Annotated in this window: 27 protein-coding genes; 11 read left to right on the top strand and 16 right to left on the bottom strand. The window is 54.1% G+C overall.

All coding sequences use genetic code 11. The features are described 5' to 3' along the window. Window positions 1-22: 22 nt before the first annotated feature. Both fecR and fecI read right to left on the bottom strand, forming a co-directional pair. Window positions 23-970 (bottom strand): ferric citrate uptake sigma factor regulator FecR, encoded by a 948-nt coding sequence (fecR, locus tag ROR01S_RS12575; RefSeq protein ID WP_032717239.1) that lies wholly within the window; start codon window positions 968-970, stop codon window positions 23-25. Then, a complete protein-coding gene (gene fecI / locus ROR01S_RS12570) occupies window positions 967-1,485 on the bottom strand; it encodes a ferric citrate uptake sigma factor FecI (protein WP_015584613.1) in 519 nt (172 codons plus the stop codon). The genes fecR and fecI overlap by 4 nt, the downstream gene beginning before the upstream one ends. 790 nt (window positions 1,486-2,275) lie before the next feature. Between fecI and lpxP the strand changes: the two genes are divergently transcribed. The 3 genes from lpxP (at window position 2,276) to ROR01S_RS12555 (ending at window position 4,310) form a co-directional block, all read left to right on the top strand. Then, on the top strand, window positions 2,276-3,190 hold the full coding sequence (gene lpxP, locus ROR01S_RS12565) for a kdo(2)-lipid IV(A) palmitoleoyltransferase (RefSeq protein WP_004860740.1): 915 nt from the start codon (window positions 2,276-2,278) through the stop codon (window positions 3,188-3,190). Window positions 3,191-3,281: 91 nt separating this feature from the next. Next, window positions 3,282-3,920 (top strand): leucine efflux protein LeuE, encoded by a 639-nt coding sequence (gene leuE, locus ROR01S_RS12560; RefSeq protein WP_015584612.1) that lies wholly within the window; start codon window positions 3,282-3,284, stop codon window positions 3,918-3,920. A 126-nt stretch (window positions 3,921-4,046) separates the two neighbouring features. Then, window positions 4,047-4,310, top strand: a complete 264-nt coding sequence (locus tag ROR01S_RS12555) for a DUF2534 family protein (protein WP_004860746.1) — start codon at window positions 4,047-4,049, stop codon at window positions 4,308-4,310. A 42-nt stretch (window positions 4,311-4,352) separates the two neighbouring features. On the opposite strand, the gene ROR01S_RS27075 is transcribed toward ROR01S_RS12555, so the two are convergent. From ROR01S_RS27075 to ROR01S_RS12550, 3 genes are all read right to left on the bottom strand, one after another. Next, window positions 4,353-4,478, bottom strand: a complete 126-nt coding sequence (locus tag ROR01S_RS27075; RefSeq protein ID WP_088911622.1) for a hypothetical protein — start codon at window positions 4,476-4,478, stop codon at window positions 4,353-4,355. 215 nt (window positions 4,479-4,693) lie between these two features. Then, entirely contained in the window at window positions 4,694-4,795 is a 102-nt protein-coding gene (locus tag ROR01S_RS27070; protein ID WP_004101234.1) for a YoaK family small membrane protein, read from the bottom strand. A gap of 115 nt (window positions 4,796-4,910) precedes the next feature. Further along, complete coding sequence (locus tag ROR01S_RS12550) at window positions 4,911-5,924, bottom strand: sensor domain-containing diguanylate cyclase (RefSeq protein WP_032717241.1); 1,014 nt, start codon at window positions 5,922-5,924, stop codon at window positions 4,911-4,913. A gap of 299 nt (window positions 5,925-6,223) precedes the next feature. Between ROR01S_RS12550 and ROR01S_RS12545 the strand changes: the two genes are divergently transcribed. Further along, window positions 6,224-6,475, top strand: a complete 252-nt coding sequence (locus tag ROR01S_RS12545; RefSeq protein ID WP_004860754.1) for a putative hemolysin — start codon at window positions 6,224-6,226, stop codon at window positions 6,473-6,475. On the opposite strand, the gene ROR01S_RS12540 is transcribed toward ROR01S_RS12545, so the two are convergent. After that, window positions 6,465-6,830 (bottom strand): DUF488 domain-containing protein, encoded by a 366-nt coding sequence (locus ROR01S_RS12540; RefSeq protein WP_004860757.1) that lies wholly within the window; start codon window positions 6,828-6,830, stop codon window positions 6,465-6,467. The genes ROR01S_RS12545 and ROR01S_RS12540 overlap by 11 nt on opposite strands. Beyond that, a complete protein-coding gene (locus ROR01S_RS12535; protein WP_004860761.1) occupies window positions 6,817-7,326 on the bottom strand; it encodes a 2-thiouracil desulfurase family protein in 510 nt (169 codons plus the stop codon). Before ROR01S_RS12535 ends, ROR01S_RS12540 begins: the two co-directional genes overlap by 14 nt. 191 nt (window positions 7,327-7,517) lie before the next feature. Between ROR01S_RS12535 and ROR01S_RS12530 the strand changes: the two genes are divergently transcribed. Continuing rightward, the gene (locus ROR01S_RS12530) at window positions 7,518-8,210 is read left to right on the top strand and encodes a CTP synthase C-terminal region-related (seleno)protein (RefSeq protein WP_064357158.1); all 693 of its coding nucleotides are present in this window, start codon (window positions 7,518-7,520) and stop codon (window positions 8,208-8,210) included. A gap of 111 nt (window positions 8,211-8,321) precedes the next feature. Here the strand turns inward: ROR01S_RS12530 and ROR01S_RS12525 are convergent, their stop codons facing one another. Then, on the bottom strand, window positions 8,322-9,506 hold the full coding sequence (locus tag ROR01S_RS12525) for a CynX/NimT family MFS transporter (RefSeq protein ID WP_064359536.1): 1,185 nt from the start codon (window positions 9,504-9,506) through the stop codon (window positions 8,322-8,324). Window positions 9,507-9,603: 97 nt separating this feature from the next. On the opposite strand from ROR01S_RS12525, the gene ROR01S_RS12520 reads away from it, so the two are divergent. Next, on the top strand, window positions 9,604-10,398 hold the full coding sequence (locus ROR01S_RS12520) for an AraC family transcriptional regulator (protein ID WP_162098178.1): 795 nt from the start codon (window positions 9,604-9,606) through the stop codon (window positions 10,396-10,398). Here ROR01S_RS12520 and ROR01S_RS12515 read toward each other — a convergent pair. Continuing rightward, window positions 10,382-10,828 carry a DUF441 domain-containing protein gene (locus tag ROR01S_RS12515; protein ID WP_004860772.1) on the bottom strand — a complete coding sequence of 149 codons (447 nt, stop codon included), beginning with the start codon at window positions 10,826-10,828 and terminating at the stop codon, window positions 10,382-10,384. The two genes, ROR01S_RS12520 and ROR01S_RS12515, sit on opposite strands and share 17 nt — an antisense overlap. 133 nt (window positions 10,829-10,961) lie before the next feature. Further along, a complete protein-coding gene (locus ROR01S_RS12510) occupies window positions 10,962-11,462 on the bottom strand; it encodes a YbaK/prolyl-tRNA synthetase associated domain-containing protein (RefSeq protein ID WP_004860775.1) in 501 nt (166 codons plus the stop codon). Window positions 11,463-11,828: 366 nt separating this feature from the next. Here ROR01S_RS12510 and ROR01S_RS12505 point away from each other — a divergent pair, with 366 nt between their 5' ends. Both ROR01S_RS12505 and yajD read left to right on the top strand, forming a co-directional pair. Beyond that, the gene (locus ROR01S_RS12505; RefSeq protein ID WP_064359535.1) at window positions 11,829-13,004 is read left to right on the top strand and encodes a glycosyltransferase family 9 protein; all 1,176 of its coding nucleotides are present in this window, start codon (window positions 11,829-11,831) and stop codon (window positions 13,002-13,004) included. 268 nt (window positions 13,005-13,272) lie between these two features. Beyond that, a complete protein-coding gene (yajD, locus tag ROR01S_RS12500; protein WP_004860781.1) occupies window positions 13,273-13,620 on the top strand; it encodes an HNH nuclease YajD in 348 nt (115 codons plus the stop codon). A gap of 185 nt (window positions 13,621-13,805) precedes the next feature. Here the strand turns inward: yajD and ROR01S_RS12495 are convergent, their stop codons facing one another. From ROR01S_RS12495 to yeaG, 4 genes are all read right to left on the bottom strand, one after another. Further along, window positions 13,806-15,137 (bottom strand): carbohydrate porin, encoded by a 1,332-nt coding sequence (locus ROR01S_RS12495; protein ID WP_064357156.1) that lies wholly within the window; start codon window positions 15,135-15,137, stop codon window positions 13,806-13,808. Between the two features lie 393 nt (window positions 15,138-15,530). Beyond that, a complete protein-coding gene (locus ROR01S_RS12490) occupies window positions 15,531-16,184 on the bottom strand; it encodes a DUF1345 domain-containing protein (RefSeq protein WP_015584603.1) in 654 nt (217 codons plus the stop codon). A 135-nt stretch (window positions 16,185-16,319) separates the two neighbouring features. Next, window positions 16,320-17,603 (bottom strand): YeaH/YhbH family protein, encoded by a 1,284-nt coding sequence (locus ROR01S_RS12485; protein ID WP_004860790.1) that lies wholly within the window; start codon window positions 17,601-17,603, stop codon window positions 16,320-16,322. 131 nt (window positions 17,604-17,734) lie between these two features. Then, window positions 17,735-19,669 (bottom strand): protein kinase YeaG, encoded by a 1,935-nt coding sequence (gene yeaG, locus ROR01S_RS12480; protein WP_004860792.1) that lies wholly within the window; start codon window positions 19,667-19,669, stop codon window positions 17,735-17,737. Window positions 19,670-20,096: 427 nt separating this feature from the next. Here yeaG and ROR01S_RS12475 point away from each other — a divergent pair, with 427 nt between their 5' ends. From ROR01S_RS12475 to ROR01S_RS12465, 3 genes are all read left to right on the top strand, one after another. Next, window positions 20,097-20,843 carry a MipA/OmpV family protein gene (locus tag ROR01S_RS12475; protein ID WP_004860797.1) on the top strand — a complete coding sequence of 249 codons (747 nt, stop codon included), beginning with the start codon at window positions 20,097-20,099 and terminating at the stop codon, window positions 20,841-20,843. 124 nt (window positions 20,844-20,967) lie between these two features. Then, the gene (locus ROR01S_RS12470) at window positions 20,968-21,822 is read left to right on the top strand and encodes an aldo/keto reductase (RefSeq protein ID WP_064357155.1); all 855 of its coding nucleotides are present in this window, start codon (window positions 20,968-20,970) and stop codon (window positions 21,820-21,822) included. A 98-nt stretch (window positions 21,823-21,920) separates the two neighbouring features. Continuing rightward, window positions 21,921-23,378: a DASS family sodium-coupled anion symporter gene (locus ROR01S_RS12465; protein WP_004860800.1), complete on the top strand. Its 1,458-nt coding sequence runs from the start codon at window positions 21,921-21,923 to the stop codon at window positions 23,376-23,378. Window positions 23,379-23,469: 91 nt separating this feature from the next. Here ROR01S_RS12465 and ROR01S_RS12460 read toward each other — a convergent pair whose 3' ends face one another. Continuing rightward, complete coding sequence (locus tag ROR01S_RS12460) at window positions 23,470-24,357, bottom strand: D-hexose-6-phosphate mutarotase (protein WP_004860802.1); 888 nt, start codon at window positions 24,355-24,357, stop codon at window positions 23,470-23,472. A gap of 87 nt (window positions 24,358-24,444) precedes the next feature. Further along, window positions 24,445-25,440 (bottom strand): glyceraldehyde-3-phosphate dehydrogenase, encoded by a 996-nt coding sequence (gene gapA, locus ROR01S_RS12455; protein WP_004860805.1) that lies wholly within the window; start codon window positions 25,438-25,440, stop codon window positions 24,445-24,447. Between the last annotated feature and the right edge of the window lie 83 nt (window positions 25,441-25,523).

Below are 25,523 nucleotides of genomic sequence, written 5' to 3'. Positions count from 1 at the left end.
GCAAATTTTTTGTTTTTTTTTCTCAGGCTGCGATGACAGTGACCCAGTAGCGGGTGGCAAATTGCAGTTTTACCGGCAGGGTCTGCGCGATGATGTGCAAAATCGCATCGGTGTCGCCCAGCGGAAAGGTGCCGCTCAGACGCAAACCGGCGACGGCGGGATCGCAGCGTAAGATCCCGGGGCGATAGCGGGAGAGTGTGGCGAGCACTTCATGCAGCGGACGATCGCGGAAGCTGAGGACGCCCTGCGTCCAGCTGGCGTCGCTGCTGTTGAGCGCCTGAAGGCGGGTGAAGGCATCGCGGGTAAACCACAGGCTCTCGCCCGCGTGGACAATCTTGCGCTGTCCGTCTGGCAGCAGCGCCTCGACGGCGTGCTGTTGCACCGTCAGGCGCGTGTCACGGGCAAACTGGCGGACGGTAAATTCGGTGCCCAGCGCGGTGAGTAAACCGTCGCGGGTCTGGACGCGAAACGGTCGTTGCCGGCGGTCGCGGGCGGTGGTGATGGCAATTTCGCCGTAGCGCAGGCGAATCAGGCGCTGGTGGCCATCAAAGCGCACATCGGCGGCGCTGTCGGTATTGAGCGTCAGCAGAGTGCCGTCGCTGAGCGTTTGCCGCAGGGGCATGCCTTTTGCCGTGCGGTAATCGGCGCGCAATCCTTCCGCCAGTTCGCTGCTCCACATCTGCCAGCCGCCGCCGGCGGCAACCAGCAGCATCAGCCCTTTCAGCACCTGGCGACGCGTCAGGCGACTGTCGTTGAGCGTCCGGCTGGCAAGGGGACCGGGAAGTTGTCCCATCTGCTGGCGCAGGTTTTCGACTTGCTGCCACGCCCACTGGTGATCGCGGCTTTGTTCATACCACTGTTGCCAGCGGACCTCCTGTCGGGGGTTGACGCGACTATCGCTTAATACCGCGTACCAGCGCGATGCGGAACGCAGAGCCAGACGACGGGATTCGGTTAATGCGGAACTCACAGGCCATTCTCCAGGCGAAAAAGCAGGCAGTGCTCAGTCGCTCTGGCGACGTATTTTTTTACTGAGCTGACCGATACCATCAGGCGTTCGGCAATCTCGGCATACGTCAGCCCCTCCAGCTGCGAAAGCAAAAAGGCCGCGCGGGCTTTCCGGCTCAGGCCATCAAGCATGGCATCGACCTGCTGCAGCGTCTCCAGCTGGATGTGCTGTCGCTCCGGCGAAGGGACCAGGGCCTGCGGAAGCTGGGCAAGCATCTCCAGCCACGCGCGTTCCAGCGCATTACGGCGAAACAGATCGATCATCACCCGTCTGGCGATGGTGCACAGGAAGGATCTAGGATCGCGGATCGCCGTCAGCGATTCGCTGCCCATCACGCGCAGAAAGGTATCCTGAGTGACATCATCGGCGTCAAAGGCGGATTGCAGCTTGCCGGTTAACCAGGTTGTCAGCCAGCCGTGATGGGCTTGATACAGAGACGCGAGCGTGAACGGCGTGGTGGCGGAAAGCTGAGACATAAGCGGGTTCAAAACAGGTTATCAATAGCGACATGTTAATATGAGAATGGTTATCATTACAATTAAAAGGCGGCGCAAAAATGGGTCGTGCGAACAATAATTTCAATAAGTGACTGTTGCGATTAGAAAATGTTGTTGATTTCACGGCATCAGGTCTCCGGCCCGTGTTACGGGCGGCTTATCATTGAAGGTCGGGGATAAAAAAGGATAATTTTTCGTTGTAAACGAATAGTGGATGATTTATTTAGCGAAAGCGCCAGACATTGTGCGGATTTATAAAATAAGGTGATTCTTATTTGATATATAGAAAAGGAATGAAAAGATATGTTGCATACTGTTTTATAGATTCTGACTCTGATATATGGAGATGCGTTATATTGATTGCCGCGATTCTTTAGCAACGTTTATACTTTTTACCACCGCGTCGCCTCGGGCAGGATGACAGGGTGGGTAAGTTGTTGCCGGCCAGTGACGGCAGGGGCTGCGAAGCAATATGACGCTGAAGAGTACAAATTGATTTAATAATGTGCAATCAGCGGATCGAAATAATTAGCGAGAAAAGGGTTGTCACAGTAAATATTTGTAATGGGATCTTCTTTTTTATTTTACATTCTGTTACAACTATGAGGGTATTATGCTTTTTTCACCGCGGAGGTGTTTTTTACTTGCCGGAGTGAATTTAGCCGGATTACTATTGTCATAGTTGCTATACGTACCGCCTAACGACTGATGAATGGACTTCGTTTTTTCCTTAAGCGCTACTCATTTATAGACGTTTACAGGAAAAATCATGCCTTGCGCTTTTAATAAAAGTCTTCTGCACCCTCGTAACTGGGGGACCTGGTTTGGCCTTGCCATTCTCTGGTTAATCGTGCAATTGCCTTATCCTCTGTTACACATCATCGGCACCAGCGCAGGCAAGGCGTCACGCCGCTTCCTTAAGCGCCGCGAACATATTGCCCGACGTAATCTTGAACTCTGTTTTCCGGACATGTCACCGCAAGCGCGGGAAAAGATGATTGAGCAGAATTTTATGTCGCTGGGCATGGGACTTATCGAAACCGGTATGGCCTGGTTCTGGAGCGACGAGCGGGTTAAAAAATGGTTCGACGTTGAAGGCTTTGAGAATCTGAGCAAAGCGTTAAGCGCCGGGCAGGGTGTTATGGTTGTTGGCGTGCACTTTATGTCGCTGGAGCTCGGTGGCCGTACCATGGGTCTGTGTCGGCCGATGATGGCGACCTATCGCCCGCACAACAGCCCGCTGATGGAGTGGGTGCAAACCCGCGGACGCCTGCGTTCGAATAAAGCGATGATCGATCGCCGCAATTTATCTGGTCTGGTGCACGCGCTGAAAGCCGGCGAGGCGGTATGGTTCGCCCCGGATCAGGACTATGGCCCGAAAGGCAGCGTGTTTGCGCCGTTCTTCTCTGTCCCTCAGGCGGCGACGACAAACGGCACCTACGTCCTGTCGCGTCTCTCCGGTGCGAAGATGCTGAGCATCAGTATGGTGCGTAAGATGGACCGTAAAGGTTACACCCTGTACATCAGCGATGTGCTGAATGACTATCCTGGCGAAGATAAACAGGATGCGGCCAGCTATATCAACCGGGTGATTGAAAAAGAGATTCTGCGCGCGCCGGAGCAATATCTGTGGGTACATCGGCGCTTCAAAACCCGCCCGCTGGGCGAAGGCTCACTCTACTAAGCCAACAAGCACCGTAAGCGCTTTCAAAATCGCGGCAGTTGCGTTAACGTGAGCGCGATCATGTTTTTTGTTGAAAGCGAAGGAGTGCAGCGTGTTCGCTGAGTTTGGTGTGTTGAATTATCTGACCTATCTGGTCGGGGCTATTTTTATCATCCTGGTGCCCGGCCCTAATACCTTTTTTGTTCTGAAAACCGGTATCGCACACGGCGTTAAAAAGGGCTATCTGGCGGCGGCTGGCGTGTTCATCGGCGACGCGGTGCTGATGCTGCTGGCGTTTGCCGGCGTTGCGACCCTGATTAAGACCACGCCGGTGCTGTTTAATATCGTTCGTTATCTGGGCGCGATTTACCTGCTGTGGCTGGGTGGCAAGATGCTCTATTCCGTTCTGACTCAGCGGGAAGGGCACGCGGACGCCGGGGCTGAACCGGGAAGCGCGATTCTGAAACGCTCGCTGACGCTTAGCCTGACCAATCCCAAAGCCATTCTTTTCTATGTCTCTTTTTTCGTGCAGTTCATCGACGTTAACGCGACAACACCCGGACTGGCGTTCTTTATCCTCGCGCTGACGCTGGAAGTGATTAGCTTTATGTATATGAGCTTCCTGATCCTGTCCGGCTCGTTCGTGACGCGCTACGTGAAGACCAGAAAGAAACTGGCAAAAATCGGCAACAGTCTGATTGGTCTGGTGTTTGTCGGCTTTGCTGCGCGCCTGGCAACCCTGCAATCGTAAACCGCTGGCCGGTAGTGATTCCGGCCTGATAGCTTTATCCTCTGGCTTGTAACAAAAACCCTTCAATTTTTATTGCATTGATGTTACATATACAGCCGATTATCGGTCAGAGAAAAGGGAACCCGGATGATTCTGCAAAAGCTCATCAGCAACAAAAACAGCAAGAAATTCTTCTTGTCGATAGGGATTGTGTTTGCCATCGCGCTTACCGTGGTGGGCCGCGCAACGTTTGGAGGGGTCGTTAGCGAATACAATATGCCGTACTCCGAATGGAGCACATCGATGTTTTTCCTGCAGGGGGCGATGGTGACCGTGTACAGCATCGTGTTCACGCTGCTGTTTTCCATTCCGCTGGGCTTCTTCTTTTTAGGTTCTGACCGTCAGGACTAAGGCTATGGGGCGAACGCGCGTTCGCCCTGCTTAACCCTTCCGTCACCAGCCGCGGCCGTCATAATGATGATGGTGGTGGTGCCTGTGGTGATAGCCGTCGTCAACAATACATCCCGATAACAGCGTGCATAGCGCAAGAATCAACGATAACACGATCGGTTTTTTCATTTCTCACTTCTCCGTTGTCCACCGTCCGCGGGCAAAGAGCGTGCGGAGTCGGCTGATGAAGTGAGTGTATAGCGTTAACTTATTGAGTGGATAGGATAACTCCGCAATAACGCTCTGACGAACGATCCCCGACCGCCGATGCTACCACCAGCCAAACTGAACGCCGGCCAGGGCAACGATCGCGATGATAATCATCAGAATGGTGCTTTTTTTCATTACGCGCCGCCCGGAGCCGCGTAGCCGCCGACAAAAAACCAACCGAGAAAAACAACGGCGACGATAAAAATGGCCACCGGGAAAAGAATACCCAATCTCATGATGTTACCCCTGAAGCTAAAAATATGACCTGTCCTGCCACAAAACCATTAAGCCGCCGCATCGCAACAGCTTACCGGAAAACCTCGCTATCATACTGGATATCGCCGTCAGGTTTTAATCAATATTCAGAAAGGAATCCCGCCGCCGGGACTTTTTATCCTGATACATAGCGTCATCCGCAGCGCGCAGCGCACTTTCGACATCCAGAACCTGGGGATTTACCTCTGTGATACCAAAACTGGCGCCAGGATAGTTAATTCGGTGTTCGCCAAGAAAGTAAACCCCACATAAGGCCTGCCGCAGGGTCGCAACAAAGGACTGTTGCTGCAGCGTGTCCAGTTCGGTGCCGACGACTAAAAACTCATCACCGCCGAGACGTCCCACCAGGTCTCCCTGGCGAATATGCGCCTTCAGCCGTTCGCCAATCTGGATCAAAAAGCTGTCCCCGCACTGATGACCAAAGCGATCGTTTATCGCTTTAAAATCGTCAAGGTCGATAAAGATCATCAGCAGATTGCGCTGCTGCTCGCGCTCGCGGGGAAACATTGACGACAGATGCTTAAACAGCGCCCGGCGATTGGCTAAACCGGTCAGCTCGTCGGTATAGGAGTGCATTTCCAGCGCGACGTTGGCGGCGCGAAGCTGATCAACCAGCGTCTCTTTCTCAACATAGTGAGAAATTAAGTTGGCAAACAGCGCCATCACCTGCTCGCCTTCGAGGTTATAGGGCTGCTTATTGCGGCTGGTTGCACATAATGTGCCGTACAGCGAGCCATCGGCGAGGCGCACGGGAATGCTGAAGAAGGTGATAATCCCCAGCCCCTGAGCGGCGATGCACGACGGCCAGCGGGTGTTGACATCGTTACTGAACTGGCAGTTATCATCGATTGCACGTTTACACAGCGACTCATTCCACGGCACCGAAAACCCTTCCGGGATCTGCATTTCGCTGCTGTTATGCGCGTACAGCACCAGCTGGCGCTGCGCTTTTAAATCAATACGAGTCAGATAAGTTGACTCCATTCTGGTCACAAGCTCCAGCATCTCAAGCAGCTGCCTGACTAACATTTCGAGAGAATGTTCAGTGGCGAGCGTTTGCGAGACGCGAGCAAGAATAAAATCTGACATGAATGTACGGCTCCCGATCGCGGGTGGGGCCGTCAGTCATTTATGCTGGAAAACGGCTACCAACGAAGAGTAAACATAGATACAACAAATTTAACACATTAATGAAGGGAATACCTGCGATCGCAGCGGGGAAAAAAAGCCCCGTCGGGGGCGACGGGGAAAACTCATTGATTATGGAATGATCTGTTCTCTGGTCAGTTCGAGAACAAGCGCTACTCTACGGGGCAAAAGTGTAGTTAAAATGGAGAAACCATGAAGAATCAGGGCAAATACGTGCTCTGTGCAAAGAAGGAGCAGAAATGAAGTGGATGATAATGCTGCTGCCGCTGGCCCTGGCCGGCTGCGCGAAGCAGCCGCAGCCGCAGGATGCGCCGCCGCCGCCGAAGTCTATCGGCATGGCGAACCCGGCCTCGGTTTACTGCGGTCAGAAGGGCGGTAAGTTGATACCGGTTCAGACGCCGCAGGGCGTGCGCAGCGACTGTAAGCTGCCCGGCGGGGAAACCCTCGATGAATGGGAGCTGTGGCGCCGGGATCACCCCGCTAAGGCGTAGCCTCGCCGGCAGACAGGTTTTCCAGCCACTCAGCCAGCACCAGCGCATGGTTTTGCCGGGTATCTTTGGCGGCATACAGCAAGGTTAATGGCTGTTGGCGAGCCAGCCCGGCGAGACGCAATCCTTCGTCGCGCCGGGCGTCGAGTTCTTCGCGATACTGTTGACTGAAGCTGGCAAAATCGATCGCCTCGCCGTGGAACGCTTTACGTAGCGCCGAAGAGGGCGAGAGCGATTTGCACCATTCATCGTAGCGCAAAGCCTCTTTTTTCATACCGCGCGGCCAGAGTCGGTCAACCAGGACGCGGTAACCGTCGCCGGGCTCTGCCGGATCATAAACGCGTTTACAGTGAATCATCGCTATTTTCTCTCTGTTGCATCCAGGCGAGGAGTTGGGGTAGCTGTCGGTCGGAAAAAACGGCGATGCCGTGTTCACGCAGTAGCGCCGCCGCCACGCCTGACCCCGGCTTTCGCTGCCCGCTGAACGTCCCGTCGTAGATAAACTGGCTGCCGCAGGTCGGGCTGCCGTCGGTTAACAACGCGGCCTTACAGCCGGCTTCCTGTGCGGTGCGCAGGGCCAGCCATGCGGCCAGCTGATAGTGCGGAGTGACGTCCTGACCGTCGCTCTCAACGATACGCGCGCGGTCCTGCATGACATCCGTGCCCTGGGCGTGAAGGATTTCGGCCGGGAGTCGGGGGACCGGCAGCCCGGCGGCGAGCTCCGGGCAATGAATCACCAGCCGACCGTCGCGCTGCCAACGTGCCAGCGCGTCGGCAAGCTGCGCTTTTTGGCTGCCATTATAGCGAACCTGAAACCCCATCAGGCAGGCGCTGACTAAAATTTTGCTTTTCATAGGCGGTCCATCATTGTTTCTCTGCGCTATACAACAGCGCCTGCGCGCGGAAATTACCCGCCTACAAAGCAATCCAAAAGCGCGAAGGACCTTCTGGCGCGGTGAAAACAGGGGTTGTGTTCCGCGACGGAGATCGCTAATCTGAGGCTCCTTGTGTTGCCCGAAAATCGCTCTGACATAAGGATCCTGCTATGAACACCCCCCTGCGTATTGCCCTGGTTGGCGACTACAATCCTGACGTGATTGCCCATAAAGCTATCCCCCTGGCTATCGACGATGCCGCCGCCGTGCTGGAACTGCCCGTGCGCTATGACTGGCTGGCAACTCGTGATATTCACCATGCCGACGCGCTGGTGGATTACGATGCTATCTGGGTGGTGCCCGCCAGCCCGTATGAAAATGCCGAAGGCGCATTTACCGCCATTCGCTACGCGCGCGAAAACAGCGTGCCTTTCCTCGGAACCTGCGGTGGTTTTCAGCACGCGATAATCGAATATGCGCGTAACGTGATGGGCTGGCAGGATGCGGCACATGCTGAAACCGATACCGAAGGACGGATGGTGATAGCGCCGCTAAGCTGTTCGCTGGTTGAAAAGTCGGACACCATTGAGCTGCGCGCTCATACCCTGATAGCCCGTGCGTATGGCCGCGATCATATTGAAGAGGGCTACCACTGCAACTATGGTATCGCCGACAGCTTTGCCCGTGAACTTGAGCAGGGAGAGCTGCGGGTAACCGGATGGGATGAAGAGGGGGAGATTCGCGCGGTGGAGCTGGTCACGCATCCGTTTTTTGTGGCGACCTTGTTCCAGCATGAACGTCATGCCCTGGAAGGGCGTCCCGCACCGCTGGTGCAGGCGTTTTTACATGCCGCAAACCAATAAACTCACCGCCGGTTAATCTTCCAGGATTCAGTTCGCATTGCCGGTGCCGCCCCGGACGCGCGGGTGAGCAGGAAAATATTGCCGCCATCGTAATGGCGGCTTATCAAAGCGCTATCCGTTTATCTCCCGGTTGCGACCGGCCAGCGCGCCGAACAGGGCCATAACGACTGAAATCAGCGCCACGGCGAGAAGCGGGATCTGCCAGTCGCCGTTGGCATCATGAATTTTCCCCATGAGCGGTGGTCCGCAGGCGGCCAGCAGATATCCGATGGTCTGCGCCATCCCCGACAAAGCCGCTGCCTGATGCGCAGAGTTTGCGCGCAGGCCGATAAACGTCAACCCCAGAATCATGGTTGCCCCCGAACCGAAACCAAAGATTAGCGTCCAGACTACCGCCTGTCCCGGCCAGAACCACAGTCCGCAGGCGCTGATGGCGCACATCAGCGCCACAATGATCGCGATGGCGCGCTGGTCTTTAAGGCGATGAAGAATCAGCGGAATTGCCAGCCCGGGGGCGGCGGTGGCCAGCTGGAGCAAACCATGCAGAGAGCCCGCCTGCGCTTCGCTGTAGCCAAGGCTCTGCAGAATGGCCGGCAGCCAGCCAATAATAACGTAATAGACCAGCGAGTTGATGCCGAGGAACAGGGTGACCTGCCAGGCGAGCGCGGAGCGCCAGATTCCGCGATTGTGCATGGCGCCGGAACCGGTGAGCGGCGCGGTCGCGGTCTTGCGCGTTTGCGGCAACCATACCAGCAGTGCCAGCAGCGGAAAGACCATTAACATCAAGAGTGCGCCGTGCCAGCCGAAACCCGCCAGCGCCAGCGGCACCACCATGGCTGAACCCAGCGCGGCCGCTCCGCCCATAGTGATCGAGTAGGCCCCGGTCATCCTGGCAACATGCTGTGAGAAGTCGCGTTTGATCAGACCCGGCAGCAGAACGTTACCGAGCGCAATTCCGCAGCCGATGATCGCCGTACCGCCGAACAGCAAGGCGGTGGAAGGAAGCGAACGCAGTCCGATACCCAGACAAATAAGGACTAGCGCCACCAGCAGGCTGCGCTCAATGCCCAGCCGGCGACCGACGCCTGCCGCCAGCGGTGATACCAGGCCAAAGGCCAGCAGCGGCAATGTGGTGAGCATCCCGGTTTGTGCGGTGGAGAGACCATAGTCAGCGCGAATGGCGTCGAGCAGCGGGGCTGCGCCGGTAAAAGTCACGCGTAGCGTGGAGGCAATGAATAAAATCCCGGCAATCAGCAGCAGATGACGGCGGCCGGTAGAAGGCAAAACAGAACTCATGGCAATCTCTGACGAGTAAACAGGGCGGCTACAATAGCGCGTTTGCCGATGGTTTAAATCAAGCTAAAATGACAGATTATCGCTAATATCGGACAAAATCATGATAGGACTTGGCCTGGATGGCTACGATCCGGACAGCGGCCATGAATCGGCCCTCGCGTTTCGTATTCAGGTGGTGGAAGACGAGCAGTTCATCCCGCGCCATCAGCACCGCAAAGGCCAGCTGATCCTCGCCTTGCATGGGGCGCTCACCTGCGAGGTGGAGAACGCGATGTGGATGGTGCCGCCGCAGTATGCGGTGTGGGTACCGGGTCAGATGCCCCACAGCAACCGCGCCACGCCGGGGGCACAAATCAGTTTTCTGTTTATTGAACCGGATGCTGCGCCAATGCCGGCGCACTGTTGTACCTTAAAAATTTCGCCTCTGGTGCGCGAGCTTATCCTGACCCTTGCCGGACGTCACGGGGAGGCGTTTGCCCATCCGACAACGCAACGGCTGGTGCAGGTGCTGTTCGATGAGCTCCCGCGACAGCCGCAGGAACATCTGCAGCTGCCGGTTTCGCCACATCCGAAGATTCGCCAGATGGCGGATTTCATGGCGGTTGATCCGGCCCGCTGGCAGACGCTGGCGCAGTGGGCGGCAGAATTCGCGATGAGCGAACGGAATCTGGCGCGGCTGGTGGTGCGCGAGACCGGACTGAGCTTTCGCCGCTGGCGACACCAGCTGCAGCTGATCCTGGCCCTGCAGATGTTGATTCGCGGGCAAACGGTCCAGCAGACTGCGCAAACGCTGGGATATGACTCGACGACCGCGTTTATTACGATGTTTAAAAAGGGGCTGGGCCAGACGCCAGGGCGCTACCTGGCGAGTCTGGTTACGACTTCCCGATAAACAGCGAAATAATGCCGGCGGCGATCAGCGGGCCAACCGGTACGCCGCGGAACAGCGCTACGCCAAGGACCGTGCCGACCAGCAGTCCGGCGACCAGCTGCGGCTGCGAGCCCATCAGCGCCACGCCGCGTCCGCCCAGCCACGAGACGAATACGCCCACGGCAATCGCCAGCAGCGACTTCCAGTTGACGAACGAGTGCAGCAGCGTCGACGGCGGCAGCGTGCCGCTGGCAATGGGAGCCATTACGCCAATGGTCAGAATGATAATACCGATCGTCAGCCCCTGTTTTTCAATCCACGGGAAAAAGACGTTGAGCGGTGTGACGCGAACGATGATTAAAACGAGGATAGAAATAGCCACGGTGGTGTTATGGCTGATAAAACCCAGCGCGGCCAGCCCGAGCAGAATAAACAGGGTTGTATCGAACATGACGGGAGATCCTTGCCAAAATAATAAGCCTGTCTACTCTACGCGTAATAGCGTGAATAGACAGGCTTTTTTTGACCAGTGACCGCGTTTCCAGGCATCTGCACAATTTGGCGTGGCGGTGAGCCATCACCTCTCAGCTTTCGCGGCGAAAGGCGACCAGCTCCGGGCGGGCAATGCGCAGATAATCCTCGGTGTTCAGGATAATGGATTTATCCAGCTGGCCGGCGTTAAAGGCAATCTCAGGGTAGCGATCGAACAGCAGCGGATCGGCAATCAGCCGCAAATCCGGGTGAAAGCTGAACGGTGGGATGGCGCCAAAAACGCAGGCGGTGAGCGTATCGACTTCCGCCGGACTGGCCAGCGATGCCTTGCTGCCGCCGATATGCTGCGCCAGGCGTGACAGGTCCGCCTGTTGGTCGGCGGCGAGGATCGCCAGGACATGCTGGTTCACGCCGTTCCCTTTGACTTTACAGACCAGCGCTTTTGCCCCCTGGCCCAAAGCGGTACCGCGAATTTCCGACACGGCCTCACATTTCCCCACGGCCTCATGTTCCACGACGCGATAGTGGGCCTGGTGCTGTTCAAGCAGCGCGAGCAGCTGACGGTGGGTGTTGCGTTTTTCCGGCATGTTCATCTCACTCTTTCCATCATGACAAAGTCGTCAGCATAATCGTCTTCACACCAGATGAGAACCAACGGAACCTGAGGGGGCATTTTGCTGCTGATTTCTTGCGCGGTGAATGTTCGACCGAGGAGAGAGACAGACGACATGATGCGTAACGATGAATATCTCAGCGAGCGGTGAGGGTCAATTCGTATTTCTCATCGGATTATTCGCATTTAATTCATAATTTAGGCAATTTCTCTTCAATTTATCGCTGGCCAAAGCACCGATCCCAACAAAATGGAAAGAATTTATTAAGCAATAGAACTTTTCTCATTTTATTGAGTCCTTAACAAAATCGATAGTGGTGCGGTTAATTGTGGTGACGAGGATATGATGATGGACAACACAGCGGTGCGGGTATCCCCAAAGAAGTTTAAAAAAATAAGGGAACTTAACAGACGCCGTAATTATTTTACAAAAAGAGTGCGTAACGCCTTACGTGTTTATATTGCAAAAACGCTGTGGGATAGCCCTGCGCGGTCTGAGCTGGATTTATCATCGGCAAAAACGGTGCTGCTGATGCGCAATGAAGGCGCTATCGGGGATGTGGTTGTCGATTCCGCATTGGTTAAGTGCCTTCATCAGTCTGGGTTTATCGTGGATTTCCTGCTGACAAAATCGAATAGCCAGGTGATGCGGTATCATCCGGGCATTCGTCGGATCTATGAGGCTGAGAATGTAGCCTCCGGTGATTTCCTGCGTAAATTTACCCATAATGTTCCTGAGTCCGTTATTAATGAGCTTGCGAATAATAAGTATGACATTGTTATCGATCCCTCTTTATTCGATATGCCCATACACCGGATGCTGTTATTGCGACAAATAAAAGCAAAATCGGTTCTGGGGTTTAATAAATGGGCATCGATTAATCATTATTCAAAATCCTTTGATTTTGATTGTGAAAACTGGCATGTCAGCCAAACCTATACGTTTATCGCCGAGCATCTGAATCTGGATAAAAAACATCTGGAGCGCTATGACCTCCATATTCCAGAGGATATTTATCAGCAAACCCGGCAGTATCTGGCGGGGTTTGTCGGGCGAAAAGTCATCATTAATATTTTTGCCGGGCATCCGGACCGCAGTCTGTCGCAGGCGCAGTTGTCATCCCTGATCGGCAAACTGCAGGAGGCTTATCCCGATGTACAGATTATTTTGCTCGATCACCGCAATGAGATCCGACTCCCGCTGCCAGAAAAGGTGAGCATTAACCCCTTCAAAACGCTGCATCACGCCATGGCGCTGATTGCCGAGGCCGATCTGATTATCTCACCGGATACCTCGGTGGTGCATATGGCGGCGGCGTGGAGAAAACCGCTGGTGGCTATCTATAAAGATGTGCGCATGAACAACCGATTGTGGGCGCCGGGATATGACAACGCGCGGCAGATCATTGTCAAATGCGGCAAGGTCCATCAAATGGAGAATCTGGCCAGTCTGATTATGCGTGAGATTGAAGGCGGCGTGCTGGCAAAAGAGCCCGCGCGGGATTGTCTGAACGATCGATAATCGTCGCTGCCGGTAAAGAGTCAGTTCGGCAGCAGGGCGTCATCCTGTGGCCAGCGATACAAGATCGCTGGCTTTTTTATGCGTCTTTATGCGTCAGATTTCCGCTCAGCCAGCGCGCTAGCAGGAGCGACAAGGGGGATTTGCGCCGCAGGGATTACCCGTCATACGCCATATCCTGTTGCGCTTTCATCAGACCTTCTGTTCCCTTGCGGAGCAGATTGGGGGTACTATCTAACCCATTATCTCTTTGTAACAGGTAACATCTCCAATGGCTCTGATCCCTAAAAACTATGCCCGGCTGGAAAGCGGCTATCGTGAAAAAGCATTAAAAATCTATCCGTGGATATGTGGGCGCTGCTCGCGGGAGTTTGTCTATTCCAACCTGCGTGAATTAACGGTTCACCATATCGATCACGATCATACCAATAATCCGGAAGATGGCAGTAACTGGGAGTTATTGTGTCTGTACTGCCACGATCATGAGCACTCCAAATACACCGAGGCTGACCAGTACGGGACGCGAGTGGTGGCGGGGGAGGATGCGCAAAAAGATGTGGCCGCCGCAACCTATAACCCCTTTGCGGATTTAAAATCGATGCTCAATAAGAAGTCATAAAATCAGCTATCTTCCCTGCGGGTTCAGGGCTGTCTGAGCAGCCCTGCCACGCGCCTCTTTGCGTGGATTCCGATCCGGCTATCTCCGCGACCGTGCTGCCCGGCGTATTCACTCAGACAGAATCCTGCGCCGGTTTGCCGACTGCGGGCAGCTTATGCCAGTCGCCCGCAGCGGACAGTCCATTATTACCAGAAGACGTTAGCCTGAATACCCACAGCCCAGGTGTCGTTGTCGAGACCATTGTTGAAGGACGATTCGCTGGCATCCGTCCAGTTATCCCGGTCGCTATCGTAATGGCTGACGAATACACGCAATTCTGGCTTATCGCGACCGTAGGACAGCGCCTGCGCAAGGGTGTATTTTGCCCCGCTGCGATCGTAGTCAGTCCCGTTAACCGTTTTCTTGTCGTCGAAATAACCCATTTCAAGGTAAGTCCGGGTGTAATCAGACCAGTGATAGGTCACTTTCGCGCTGACGGACGCCGTTGACGCATCGCCTTTATCACCATTCCACAGCTCAACATCGTTGGCGGCAGCATAGTTCAGCGCATGGCTGACATCCCAGTCCGCGGCAACCGGGATAGTGCCGTAGTTACGCAGTGCCCAACCTTCACCCTCTTTAACCGTGCCATTGAGCGTGTCCGCAGCACCAAAGGTCACGCCTTGCAGGGCGGAGCCTTTGCCATAATACTGAATAACCGTATTGTTAACGCCTTTGTCGAAGATCTGCTGCTTCAACACCACCATCGCGGTTTGGCCATCGACATAATCGTGGTTGGCTCGCTCTACTTGCTCATCGTTGGCATCTGCGTGCAGGTATTTATAACCCACCGCCAGCGTTGCGCCATCCCACAGAGGCTGGCTGTCATACATCAGTTCAAGTTGATTGGAATCGATCAGCTGCTGGGCGTCCACTTCGCCTTCGGCGAAGGCTGAAAGATCTTCATCAATATCGCGATGTAAGAAGGCGACAGAAAGTTTTCCCTGACCGAGACTCATTTTTTCAATACCGCCGCCGACGTTGGTATGGTTCCAGAAATCGTAGTCGTTAGCGTCAATGCTGTATTTATTATACTGGCGGATACCCGCCCAGGTTGTTTCATCCAGGCCCATAAAATTACGGAACTGGATATTCATGTTTTCCCAGCCAAACTTATTTTCGTGGCTGCTGTTGGTGTCGCCGTCGTACATATTGATCATCGTCTGGATATATACAGACTGGCTTCCTGAACGATATAATTCTTTACCAAAACCAACTTCCGCGTAGGTGTCAAATTCATTACCCAGACGACCGAGTTTATTTTTCTCGAAGCTGCCGCCGGTTGCGTCTTTCATCGAACCACCGCCGTCACTGGCCCCCATGCCTGAACGGAAATACCCATAAAAATCAATGCCAGCCAAGGTGTCGGTGGCGGTGACGGTTTTGGATGGGGCATCTGTTTTATCATCTGCTAATACGGCTGTGGACACCATTGAAAGTGACGACGCAATGGCAAGGGGTAATAAAGATTTTTTCATTAATTAATTCCTGGTGTTTTAAAATATAAGTTCCGTAACAAATTGCACGGGATTTAATTATTAAATCTCAGCCGCGGCTGGTGGCGGTTAAAATGTAAAATATTTTAATTGCTATAAAAGAATATTAATTTTTCAGGCAGCATTGCACGTTCAGGCATAGTGTATGGTGTAACCTCTGGCTCTAAAACAGCACATTTATTTAAAAGTAAATATTGCCCTTGCAGAATATTAAATTGTGGACTAGCGCACAAAAATAAGCGTTTTAAACGGCAATGCTGACCCTAAGGAACCGGTCGGGAGAAGGAGGGGCGGGGGGAAGGGCAACCTTCGTCGCGTCATGTTGGAACGACAGCCGGCTTTCTTGCTGCGCCAGTTGAAACGGATTCGGAGAGACTAATTCAGCAGACCTGCGCCGACGTTGACCGACAGACCCAGTATTGCGAGATTGAACACGAAGGAGATAACCGATTGTAGCAGCGTGATTTGCCGGATCCCGGTTGTCCCGGTGGCCACATCGGCGGTTTGTGCGGCCACCGCAATCGTAAACGCGTAGTACAGGAAATCCCAGTATCCAGGCTCCTCCGGCTTTTCAGGAAATATCATCGGGGTGACCTCCTGCGTCCGATGCAGATAGTGCTGATGGGCATAGTGCATAGCGAAAGAGCTGGGCACGAGGGCCCAGGAGACAATGAGGGTTGTCACCGTCAACAGGAGATGGACCACGCGCGGCGTGCCGGAGAGCTCTTTCAACGCAGAGAGTTCGCTTAAAATGGCGACGATGCTGGCCGCACAGGCCACAATGACTATCATTAGCACGAGCATCGCGCTTTGGTCCTGTAACCGGGCAATGCGCTGAATGCCCGATACATCAGTAATCAACATGCGGATCCAGATAAAAATCAGATAAGGCCATGCCAGCGTATTCCAGCCGATCAGCACTCTTTGCAAGGTCCCGAGCTGTGTCGGAAGCAAGAAAAAACAGACAACGCCCAGAACGATTGAAATCAGCAGGGGCAGACGAACGTAGAGGTGGGCGGTCAGACGCATAGTGGCAGTCGCTTCCAGTCAGGCACTGATTGAGGCTTATTCAGACGTCATTATTTGAATTGAAGCGCAAAAACTCAACGGCCAGCCTTCAAGGAAAACAGTCAGGATCTTAATGTAACTGACTGTTTTTATTGGCTAGTTTCTGGCCTCGGAACCCTGCTTGTGGAACAGTTCGCGGAACACCGGATAGATATCCTCCTGATCGCGAATGTGCTGCATCGCAAAGTTCTCAAAGGTTTCCTGCAGATGCTCATATTCGCGCCACAGCGTCTGGTGCGCGCGGCGGGTTATTTCTATATAGCTGTAGTAACGCACCACCGGCAGAATATTTTTAGCCAGCAGTTCATGGCACAACGGTGAATCATCCGCCCAGTTATCGCCGTCCGAGGCCTGCGCGGCATAGATATTCCACTGCGACGGATCGTACCGTGCCTTAACAACCTCATCCATGAGCTTGAGGGCGCTCGAGACGATAGTGCCGCCGGTTTCCTGAGAGTAGAAAAACTCGTGCTCGTCCACCTCTTTGGCCTGCGTATGGTGGCGAATATAGACGACCTCAACGTTCTTATAGGTCCGGCTGAGGAACAGATACAGCAGGATATAAAATCGTTTGGCCATATCCTTGGTGACCTGATCCATCGAACCCGAGACATCCATAAGACAGAACATAACCGCCTGACTGGACGGCTCCGGGCGTTTTTCGTAATTCTTATAGCGCAGGTCAAAGGTATCGATAAAAGGCACGCGTTCGATTTTTGCCCGCAGCTCGGCGATTTCCCGACGTAAACGCTCCTCTTCCAGCAGCTGCGCCGGTTCGCTTTTGGCTATGGTGTCCAGATCCTCCTCAAGCGCCCGTAGTTCGCGACGCTTGCCCGCCGTCATCGCCGTACGTCGCGCCAGCGAGTTTTGCAGGGATCGCACCACGCTGATATTGGCCGGCACGCCGTTGGCGGTAAAGCCAGCCCGGTGAGTTTTAAATTCGGTGAGCTGGCGCTGCTGGTTTTTCTTCAGGTTCGGCAGGGCGAGATCCTCAAACAGCAGATCCAGATACTCATCTTTCGATATTTGAAAGACAAAACCATCCTGGCCTTCGCCGTCGGCGCTGGCCTGCCCTTGACCGCTCCCGCCACCGCCGCCGCCGCCCTGAGGACGCTCGATGCGGTCATTCTGTACAAAGTGGTCGTTTCCCGGATGGACGCGGTTACGCAGCCCCCCGCGTCCCTGATGAAACATCGGTTCGTTGATATCATCCGTCGGGATAGAAACGGATTCTCCGCTGTCAATATCCGTCACTGAACGCTTATTGATCGCCTCGGAGATGGACTGTTTAATCTGCGCCTTATAACGGCGCAAAAAGCGCTGGCGATTCACCGCACTTTTATTCTTTCCGTTCAGGCGCCGGTCTATGAACCAGGTCATATGCCCTCCTGTGCTGCAATTGCCAACCTTACGCTGCGACGGAAATGCCGGATGGCGCTGAGCTTACCCGGCCTACAGGTCGCTGTTTTTGTAGGCCCGGCGGGCAACGCACCGCCGGGCAATTTCCGTTATCAGGATGATTTACGTACGCGCAGGTACCATTCGCACAGCAGACGGACCTGCTTACGGGTATAGCCTTTCTCCATCATACGATCGACAAAATCGTCGTGTTTTTTCTGCTCGTCGGTTGAGGTTTTGGCGTTAAACGAAATCACCGGCAGCAGCTCTTCGGTATTGGAGAACATTTTCTTCTCAATCACCGTGCGCAGTTTTTCGTAGCTGGTCCAGTTCGGGTTCCGTCCGTTGATATTAGCCCTGGCGCGCAGGACGAAGTTGACTATCTCATTACGGAAGTCTTTCGGGTTGCTGATCCCGGCCGGCTTCTCAATTTTCTCCAGCTCCGCATTCAACGACTCACGGTCAAACAGTTGGCCGGTGTCCGGATCGCGGTACTCCTGATCCTGAATCCAGAAGTCCGCATAGGTGACATAGCGGTCAAAGATGTTCTGCCCGTATTCGGAGTAGGACTCAAGATAGGCGGTCTGAATCTCTTTACCGATAAACTCGGCATATTTCGGGATCAGATAGCCTTTGAGGAACTCCAGATAACGTTCCGACTGCTCTTGCGGGAACTGCTCGCGCTCGATTTGCTGTTCCAGGACGTAGAACAGATGGACCGGGTTCGCGGCGACCTCGGCGTGGTCAAAGTTAAACACGCGCGACAATATTTTGAAGGCGAAGCGGGTGGACAGACCGTTCATCCCTTCGTCGACGCCGGCGTAATCGCGGTACTCCTGATAGGATTTCGCTTTCGGGTCGGTGTCTTTCAGGCTTTCACCGTCGTACACGCGCATTTTGGAGTAAATGCTCGAGTTTTCCGGCTCTTTCAGCCGCGACAGTATGGAGAAGCGCGACAGCGTCTCCAGGGTCCCCGGGGCGCACGGCGCGTGGGTCAGCTCACTGTTGTTAAGCAGTTTTTCGTAGATACGCATCTCTTCGGAGATACGCAGGCAATAAGGCACCTTGACGATATACACGCGGTCGAGGAAAGCCTCGTTGTTTTTGTTATTACGGAAGGTCACCCATTCGGATTCGTTGGAGTGGGCGAGAATAATGCCGTTAAACGGCAGGGCCGAAATTCCCTCGGTTCCGTTATAGTTGCCTTCCTGCGTGGCGGTCAGCAGCGGATGCAGCACCTTGATAGGCGCTTTAAACATCTCGACGAACTCCATAATCCCCTGGTTGGCGCGGCACAGGGCGCCGGAGTAGCCGTAGGCGTCCGGATCGTTCTGGGCATAATGCTCCAGTTTACGAATATCCACTTTACCGACCAGCGCGGAGATATCCTGGTTATTCTCATCACCCGGTTCTGTCTTGGCGATGGCAATTTGCTCAAGGATAGAGGGCCACACTTTGATCACGCGGAATTTGGTGATGTCGCCACCGAACTCGTGCAGGCGTTTTGCCGCCCACGGCGACATGATGGTGCCGAGATAACGGGTAGGCACGCCATACTCTTTATCGAGAATCTGCGCGTCTTCCTGCGGGTTAAACAGGCACAGCGGATGATCGTTGACCGGGCTACGTTCACCGTTGGCGCTCAGTATATAGATAGGTACACGCTGCATTAAGGATTTCAGACGTTCAGCCAGCGACGATTTACCCCCGCCGACCGGGCCCAGCAGATACAGAATCTGTTTCTTCTCTTCCAGACCTTGTGCGGCGTGTTTCAGGTAAGAGACGATCTGCTCGATGGCATCTTCCATGCCGTAAAACTCTTCAAATGCCGGATAGCGTGCGACAACCCGGTTTGAAAAGAGACGGGACAGCCGGGGTTCCAGGGCCGTGTCGACCATGACTGGCTCACCAATGGCCATCAGCAGCCGTTCTGCCGCGTTGGCATAAGCACTGCGATCTTGCCGGCAGATGGTAAGAAACTCCTGCAGTGTGAACTCTTCGTCCTTGGCAGCTTCATAACGCTGGCGATAGTGATCGAATATATTCATGGCATGCCGTCCTTTCGTTTTTAGCACAAGTTGAGAGCCGTTCATATGAATAGTGGGAGCTCCCGGAAGAGGTAAACTGCGCGACGTTCATCGATTCTCCAGCAACCCTTATGCCAGGTTGACGAAGCGACACAGACAACGTGCGCCAAAATCACTTCTTCTAAATTAAAGCGTAGATGCATTTAGAAAACTTGCATGCCGGCAAAAATCAATTTCAATGACATATCAATAACTCATCCGGAAAAAAGGCGCTTTTTCGCACGTCTTGCCAGGCCGCGTCATGGGGCTGTCATCCGGCTGCAAGTTTATGGTCATCTGTTGATGAGAAATTGAATGGTTTATGTAATGACGGGTAAAGAATTTGAGGCATGAGGCCTACGACGGTAAACTGCCCCGGCGTATTAATTGACAAACGGGAATATGGATTGTGAATAAGATCAAACCTCTGGCACTCAGCGTGTGCCTTGCGGCCTCTGTTTCGGCTGCCCACGCGGAAGGGAAATTTACGTTAGGGGCCGGCGTGGGTATCGTCGAGAACCCTTATAAACAATACGATGCCGATGTTTTCCCCGTCCCGGCAATTAGCTATGAGAGCGACAGCTTTTGGTTTCACGGCCTCGGTGGCGGCTACTATTTGTGGAATGACAACACCGATAAGCTGTCCGTGACCGCCTACTGGTCGCCGATGTACTTCAAGCCGGGCGACAGCGATAGTGAGCAAATGCGCAAGTTGGATCGCCGTAAAACCACCATGATGGCCGGGCTCTCTTATGTCCACAACACGCAGTACGGCTTCTTGCGTACGACGCTTGCGGGCGACACGCTGGGTAACAGCAACGGTATCACCTGGGATACGGCCTGGCTTTATCGCTATACCAACGGCAACCTGACCTTGACGCCGGGGATTGGCCTCGAGTGGAACAGCGATAACCAGAACGAATACTACTACGGCGTTTCTCAGCATGAGTCTAATCGTAGCGGCATGCGTAGCTACGACCCGGATAGCAGCTGGAACCCGTACCTTGAGCTGTCGGCTAACTATCGTTTCCTCGGCGACTGGAGCGTGTATGGCGTGGCGCGTTACACCCACCTGTCTAATGAAATCACCGACAGTCCGATGGTCGACAAATCCTGGAGCGGTCTGATCTCCACGGGGATTACCTACACCTTCTGATCGCACACGATAGCGATCGTCGAGCAGACGATCGTGCACCATAACGAAGAAATTCGTGCATCAAAACAGGGCATAACGCCCTGTTTTGCATTACGGTGGTGCAACGGCATAACCGGAGGAGGCGATGATGGAAAAAACAGTATCTTTTGGCGATCGTGCGGCGGTTCCTGCTATCGGGCAGGGAACCTGGTATATGGGTGAAGACAGGGCCCGACGTACGCAGGAGGTGGCTGCACTACGAGCGGGCGTGGAACGCGGGCTGACGGTCATCGACACCGCCGAAATGTATGCACATGGCGGGGCGGAAGAGGTGGTCGGAGAGGCGATTCGCGGCCTGCGGGATCGCGTCGTACTGGTCTCTAAAGTCTATCCGTGGCATGCGGGTGGACAGCAGATGATGGATGCCTGCGAGGCCAGCCTGCGCCGTCTGGGGACCGATTACCTCGATATGTACCTGCTGCACTGGGCCGGCGAGTTTTCCTTTGCGCAAACCGTTGAGGGCATGGAGAGGCTGGTGGCGCAGGGCAAAATTCGCCGTTGGGGCGTATCGAATCTCGATACTGCCGCGATGCAGGCGCTGTGGCAGGTTGCCGGGGGCCAACGGTGCGCGACCAATCAGGTACTGTACCACCTGGCGTCGCGGGGCATTGAACATGACCTGCTGGCGTGGTGTCAGCAACGGTCGCTGCCGGTGATGGCCTACAGCCCGTTGGCTCAGGCCGGACGTCTGCGCGATGGACTTTTAAATCACAGCGTTGTGAAAAATATTGCTGAAGACCGAGGGGTGAGCGCGGCCCAAATTCTGCTGGCCTGGGTCATCAGTCATCCGGGCGTTATGGCTATCCCGAAAGCGGCAAGCGTAGAGCATGTTACGCAAAATGCCGCTGCGCTGTCGATAACGCTCACCGTGCAGGAGCTGGCGCGGCTGGATAGTGCTTTTCCCGCGCCGGGCAAAAAAGTCCCGCTCGATATGGTGTAAAGAACAGTTATTCGCCAAAACACTTTGGCGCTTAGTTGATGAACATCAAGGTCCAGTGGTGATTATCTCCTTAAAGATAAAAGAAAAAGGAGATTTACATGACTGAACTTAACAAGCCTCTGGATGTGAAGCTGGCTTTCCCGCTGTGGAAAGCGATTCTCACGATACTCTTCGGCGTTATTATCTGGTTTACTCCGCCGCCTGATGGACTCGCCCTCCACGCATGGCAAATGTTTGCCATTTTTGCCGCCACTATCTTTGCCATCATTCTAAAGGTGCTCCCGATGGGGGCGGTGACGATGATTGCGCTGATCGTCTCTGCGTTTTTGGGCGTGACGCCTCTCTCGCCGGGTAAAAGCGACAAAGTTGCGGCGTTATCCGGGTTTGCTAACGGGACTATCTGGTTGATTGGTATCGCTATGTTCATCTCCCGGGCGGTGATCAAGACCGGGTTGGGCAAGCGGGTGGCGCTGTGGTTTATTTCTAAATGCGGTTCCAGCATGTTGGGCGTTGCCTATGGACTGGCGCTGTCAGATGTCGTCCTCGGACCGGGGATCCCTTCGGCATCCGCGAGGGGCGGCGGAATTATGTACCCGATTACGCAGTCCATTGCCACGGCTTACCAGTCAGAACCAGGGGCGACGGCGAGAAAAGCCGGCGCCTTTTTAATGATTTGCGTTTCACAGATCGATGCCATCGTCTGCACGATGTTTTTAACGGCGATGGCGGGTAACCCGCTGGTTGCCGAACTGGCGCGAAGCCAGGGAATAGAGATCACCTGGACGACCTGGTTTGTCGGGGCCATTGCTCCGGGGATTGTCTCACTGATCCTGCTGCCGCTGGTGATTTACGCGATCTATCCGCCGCAGTTGAAGAAAACGCCGGAGATACCCTCGATTGCCCGGGAAGAGCTGCGTAAAATGGGACCGATGTCGCTGGCAGAAAAAATTCTGGCGTTTGATTTTGTCCTGCTGATATTGCTATGGACCGTCGGTGATATTTTCTTTTCGATTCCCGCGACGCTTTCGGCGTTTATTGGACTGATGGTGCTGCTGATCAGCAACATCATGTCGTGGAAGAATATTATCGAAGAAAAAACGGCCTGGGACACCATGTTCTGGTTTGCCGTACTGGTGATGATGGCCAATGCGCTCAATAAGTACGGCATGATTAGCTGGATATCGGAGCGAATTGTCGGCTATGTCGGCCACTTCGAATGGATAACGGTTTTTTTACTGCTTGTCGTGGTTTATTTCTACACCCGCTATTTTTTCGCGTCGGCGATGGCGCATATTTCCGCGATGTATCTGGCATTTCTTGCCGTGGCCGTTTCCGTCGGCGTACCGCCGCTGTTTGCCGCGCTGGTGCTGGGGTATACCTCAAACTTGTCGATGGGGCTTACGCAATACTCCGGGGGCCCGGGGCCAGCGCTGTTTGGCTCGGGATATAACACGACCGGGCAGTGGTGGGGAGTCAGTTTTGTGGTATCGCTGGCCTCGATTGCTATCTGGTTAGTGTTGGGAGGCGCGTGGATGAAACTGGTGGGATTCTGGTAACGGAAAAACGTCACGAGTGTCAGTAAACAAAACAGGGCGTTATCGCCCTGTTTTTAATCCCTCATCTCCCGGCTATCGGGAGTGGAAGGGACTAGCCTCGTTTCACGACGCGGATAGTTTGCGCCAGGCGAGACGGTTTCTCTTCGCTGGTTTTCTGCGTTTCGGTGACGCAGCAGGTTTCGACGCAAACAAAGGTTTTGTACCCGTCATCCGGCATATCGCCCATGCTGACGGAGAGCGCCGGGCCTGGGTTCCAGCCCACGACGTTGCTGTGGTGATGGTGGACAACATCGATGTTGCGGTTCAGCGCAGCGTCGTGAATCACGCTACAGGCTTCGGCATTCAGATAGACGCGGTCGGTACGGTCAGGGAAGGTCTCGGTACCGTTGCTTAATACGCCTTCTTCGGCATTCTTCACTTTATCAATATAACGGTCACCCAGACCGCTGACTTTCACTGCCGCAATGTCGCCGACGTTGAAGTAGGTATGCAGTGCGGAGGTGGTTTCAAATTCACCGTGCGCTTCCAGCTCGATCTCGCAGGTTTTACCCAGTTTGAAACGCGCATAGAGCGTAAATTCGTGCGGCCAGTATTTGCGGGTTGCATCGCTACTTTTGAGTTCAAAGGTCAGCATCACGCCGCTTTCATCTTCATCGTGGCCTTTCAGCGCCCACGGCAGGTTACGGGCGAAGCCATGGGACGGTAAACCCTGCTGCGCCGCCGGACCGAACCACGGCCAGCAAACCGGCACGCCGCCGCGCAGGGCGACGCCGTTTTTGAACGGCGTATTGTTGCTGAGCCACAGCACTTCTTCTTCGCCAGCCGGTTTCCAGGAGAGCAGGTGCGCGCCCTGGAAAGCCACGGAGGCTTTAACCTGCGGATGGTCAACAACGATCAGCTCCAGCTCATCAAGCTGGCGGCGGGAAAGGACAGGGGTAAGTTGTTCAACTACCGGGAGAGCAAAAATTTTGTTAATCATGGTGCAATCCTAAAGGTTAGCCGTAAACATGAAGCCATAAAAAAAGGCGACCGAGGTCGCCTTTTTGGATCAATGTCTCATCTCAACTTATTTGGAGATGTGAGCGATCAGGTCCAGAACTTTGTTGGAGTAACCTGTTTCGTTGTCGTACCAGGAAACCAGTTTCACGAAGTTGTCGTTCAGTGCGATACCTGCTTTAGCATCGAACACGGAAGTGCAAACTTCGCCGTTGAAATCGGTAGAAACAACGTCGTCTTCGGTGTAACCCAGAACGCCTTTCATTGCGCCTTCAGAAGCCGCTTTGATTGCTTTCTTGATTTCTTCGTAAGACGCTGCTTTTTCCAGACGAACGGTCAGGTCAACAACGGATACGTTCGGAGTCGGAACGCGGAACGCCATACCGGTCAGTTTGCCGTTCAGTTCTGGCAGTACTTTACCTACTGCTTTAGCAGCACCGGTAGAGGACGGGATGATGTTCTGTGCTGCGCCGCGGCCGCCGCGCCAGTCTTTGTGAGACGGGCCGTCAACGGTTTTCTGAGTCGCGGTGGTCGCGTGAACGGTGGTCATCAGGCCTTCGATGATGCCGAAGTTGTCGTTGATAACTTTAGCCAGCGGAGCCAGGCAGTTGGTGGTGCAGGATGCGTTAGAAACGATGTCCTGGCCTTCGTATTTGTCAAAGTTAGCGCCTTTAACAAACATCGGAGTGTTGTCTTTGGACGGGCCAGTCAGAACGACTTTTTTCGCGCCAGCAGTGATGTGTTTACGAGCGGTTTCGTCAGTCAGGAACAGACCGGTTGCTTCAGCAACAACGTCAACGCCTGCTTCGTTCCACTTCAGGTTAGCCGGATCACGTTCAGCGGTAACACGGATTTTTTTACCGTTAACGATCAGATGACCGTCTTTCACTTCAACGGTACCGTTAAAACGGCCGTGAGTGGAGTCATACTTCAGCATGTATGCCATGTAGTCAGCGTCTAACAGGTCGTTGATTGCAACGATCTCGATGTCAGAACGTTCCTGAGCAGCACGGAAAACAATGCGACCGATACGGCCAAAACCGTTGATACCTACTTTGATAGTCATATATTCCACCAGCTATTTGTTAGTGAATAAAAGGTTGCCTGTAAAATTACAAAAACCTTACGCAGCGTCAAGCGGAATCGTGT

Source organism: Klebsiella ornithinolytica NBRC 105727 = ATCC 31898 (genome assembly GCF_001598295.1).
GTDB lineage: Bacteria > Pseudomonadota > Gammaproteobacteria > Enterobacterales > Enterobacteriaceae > Klebsiella > Klebsiella ornithinolytica.
This window is presented reverse-complemented; position numbering and strand designations above follow the sequence as displayed.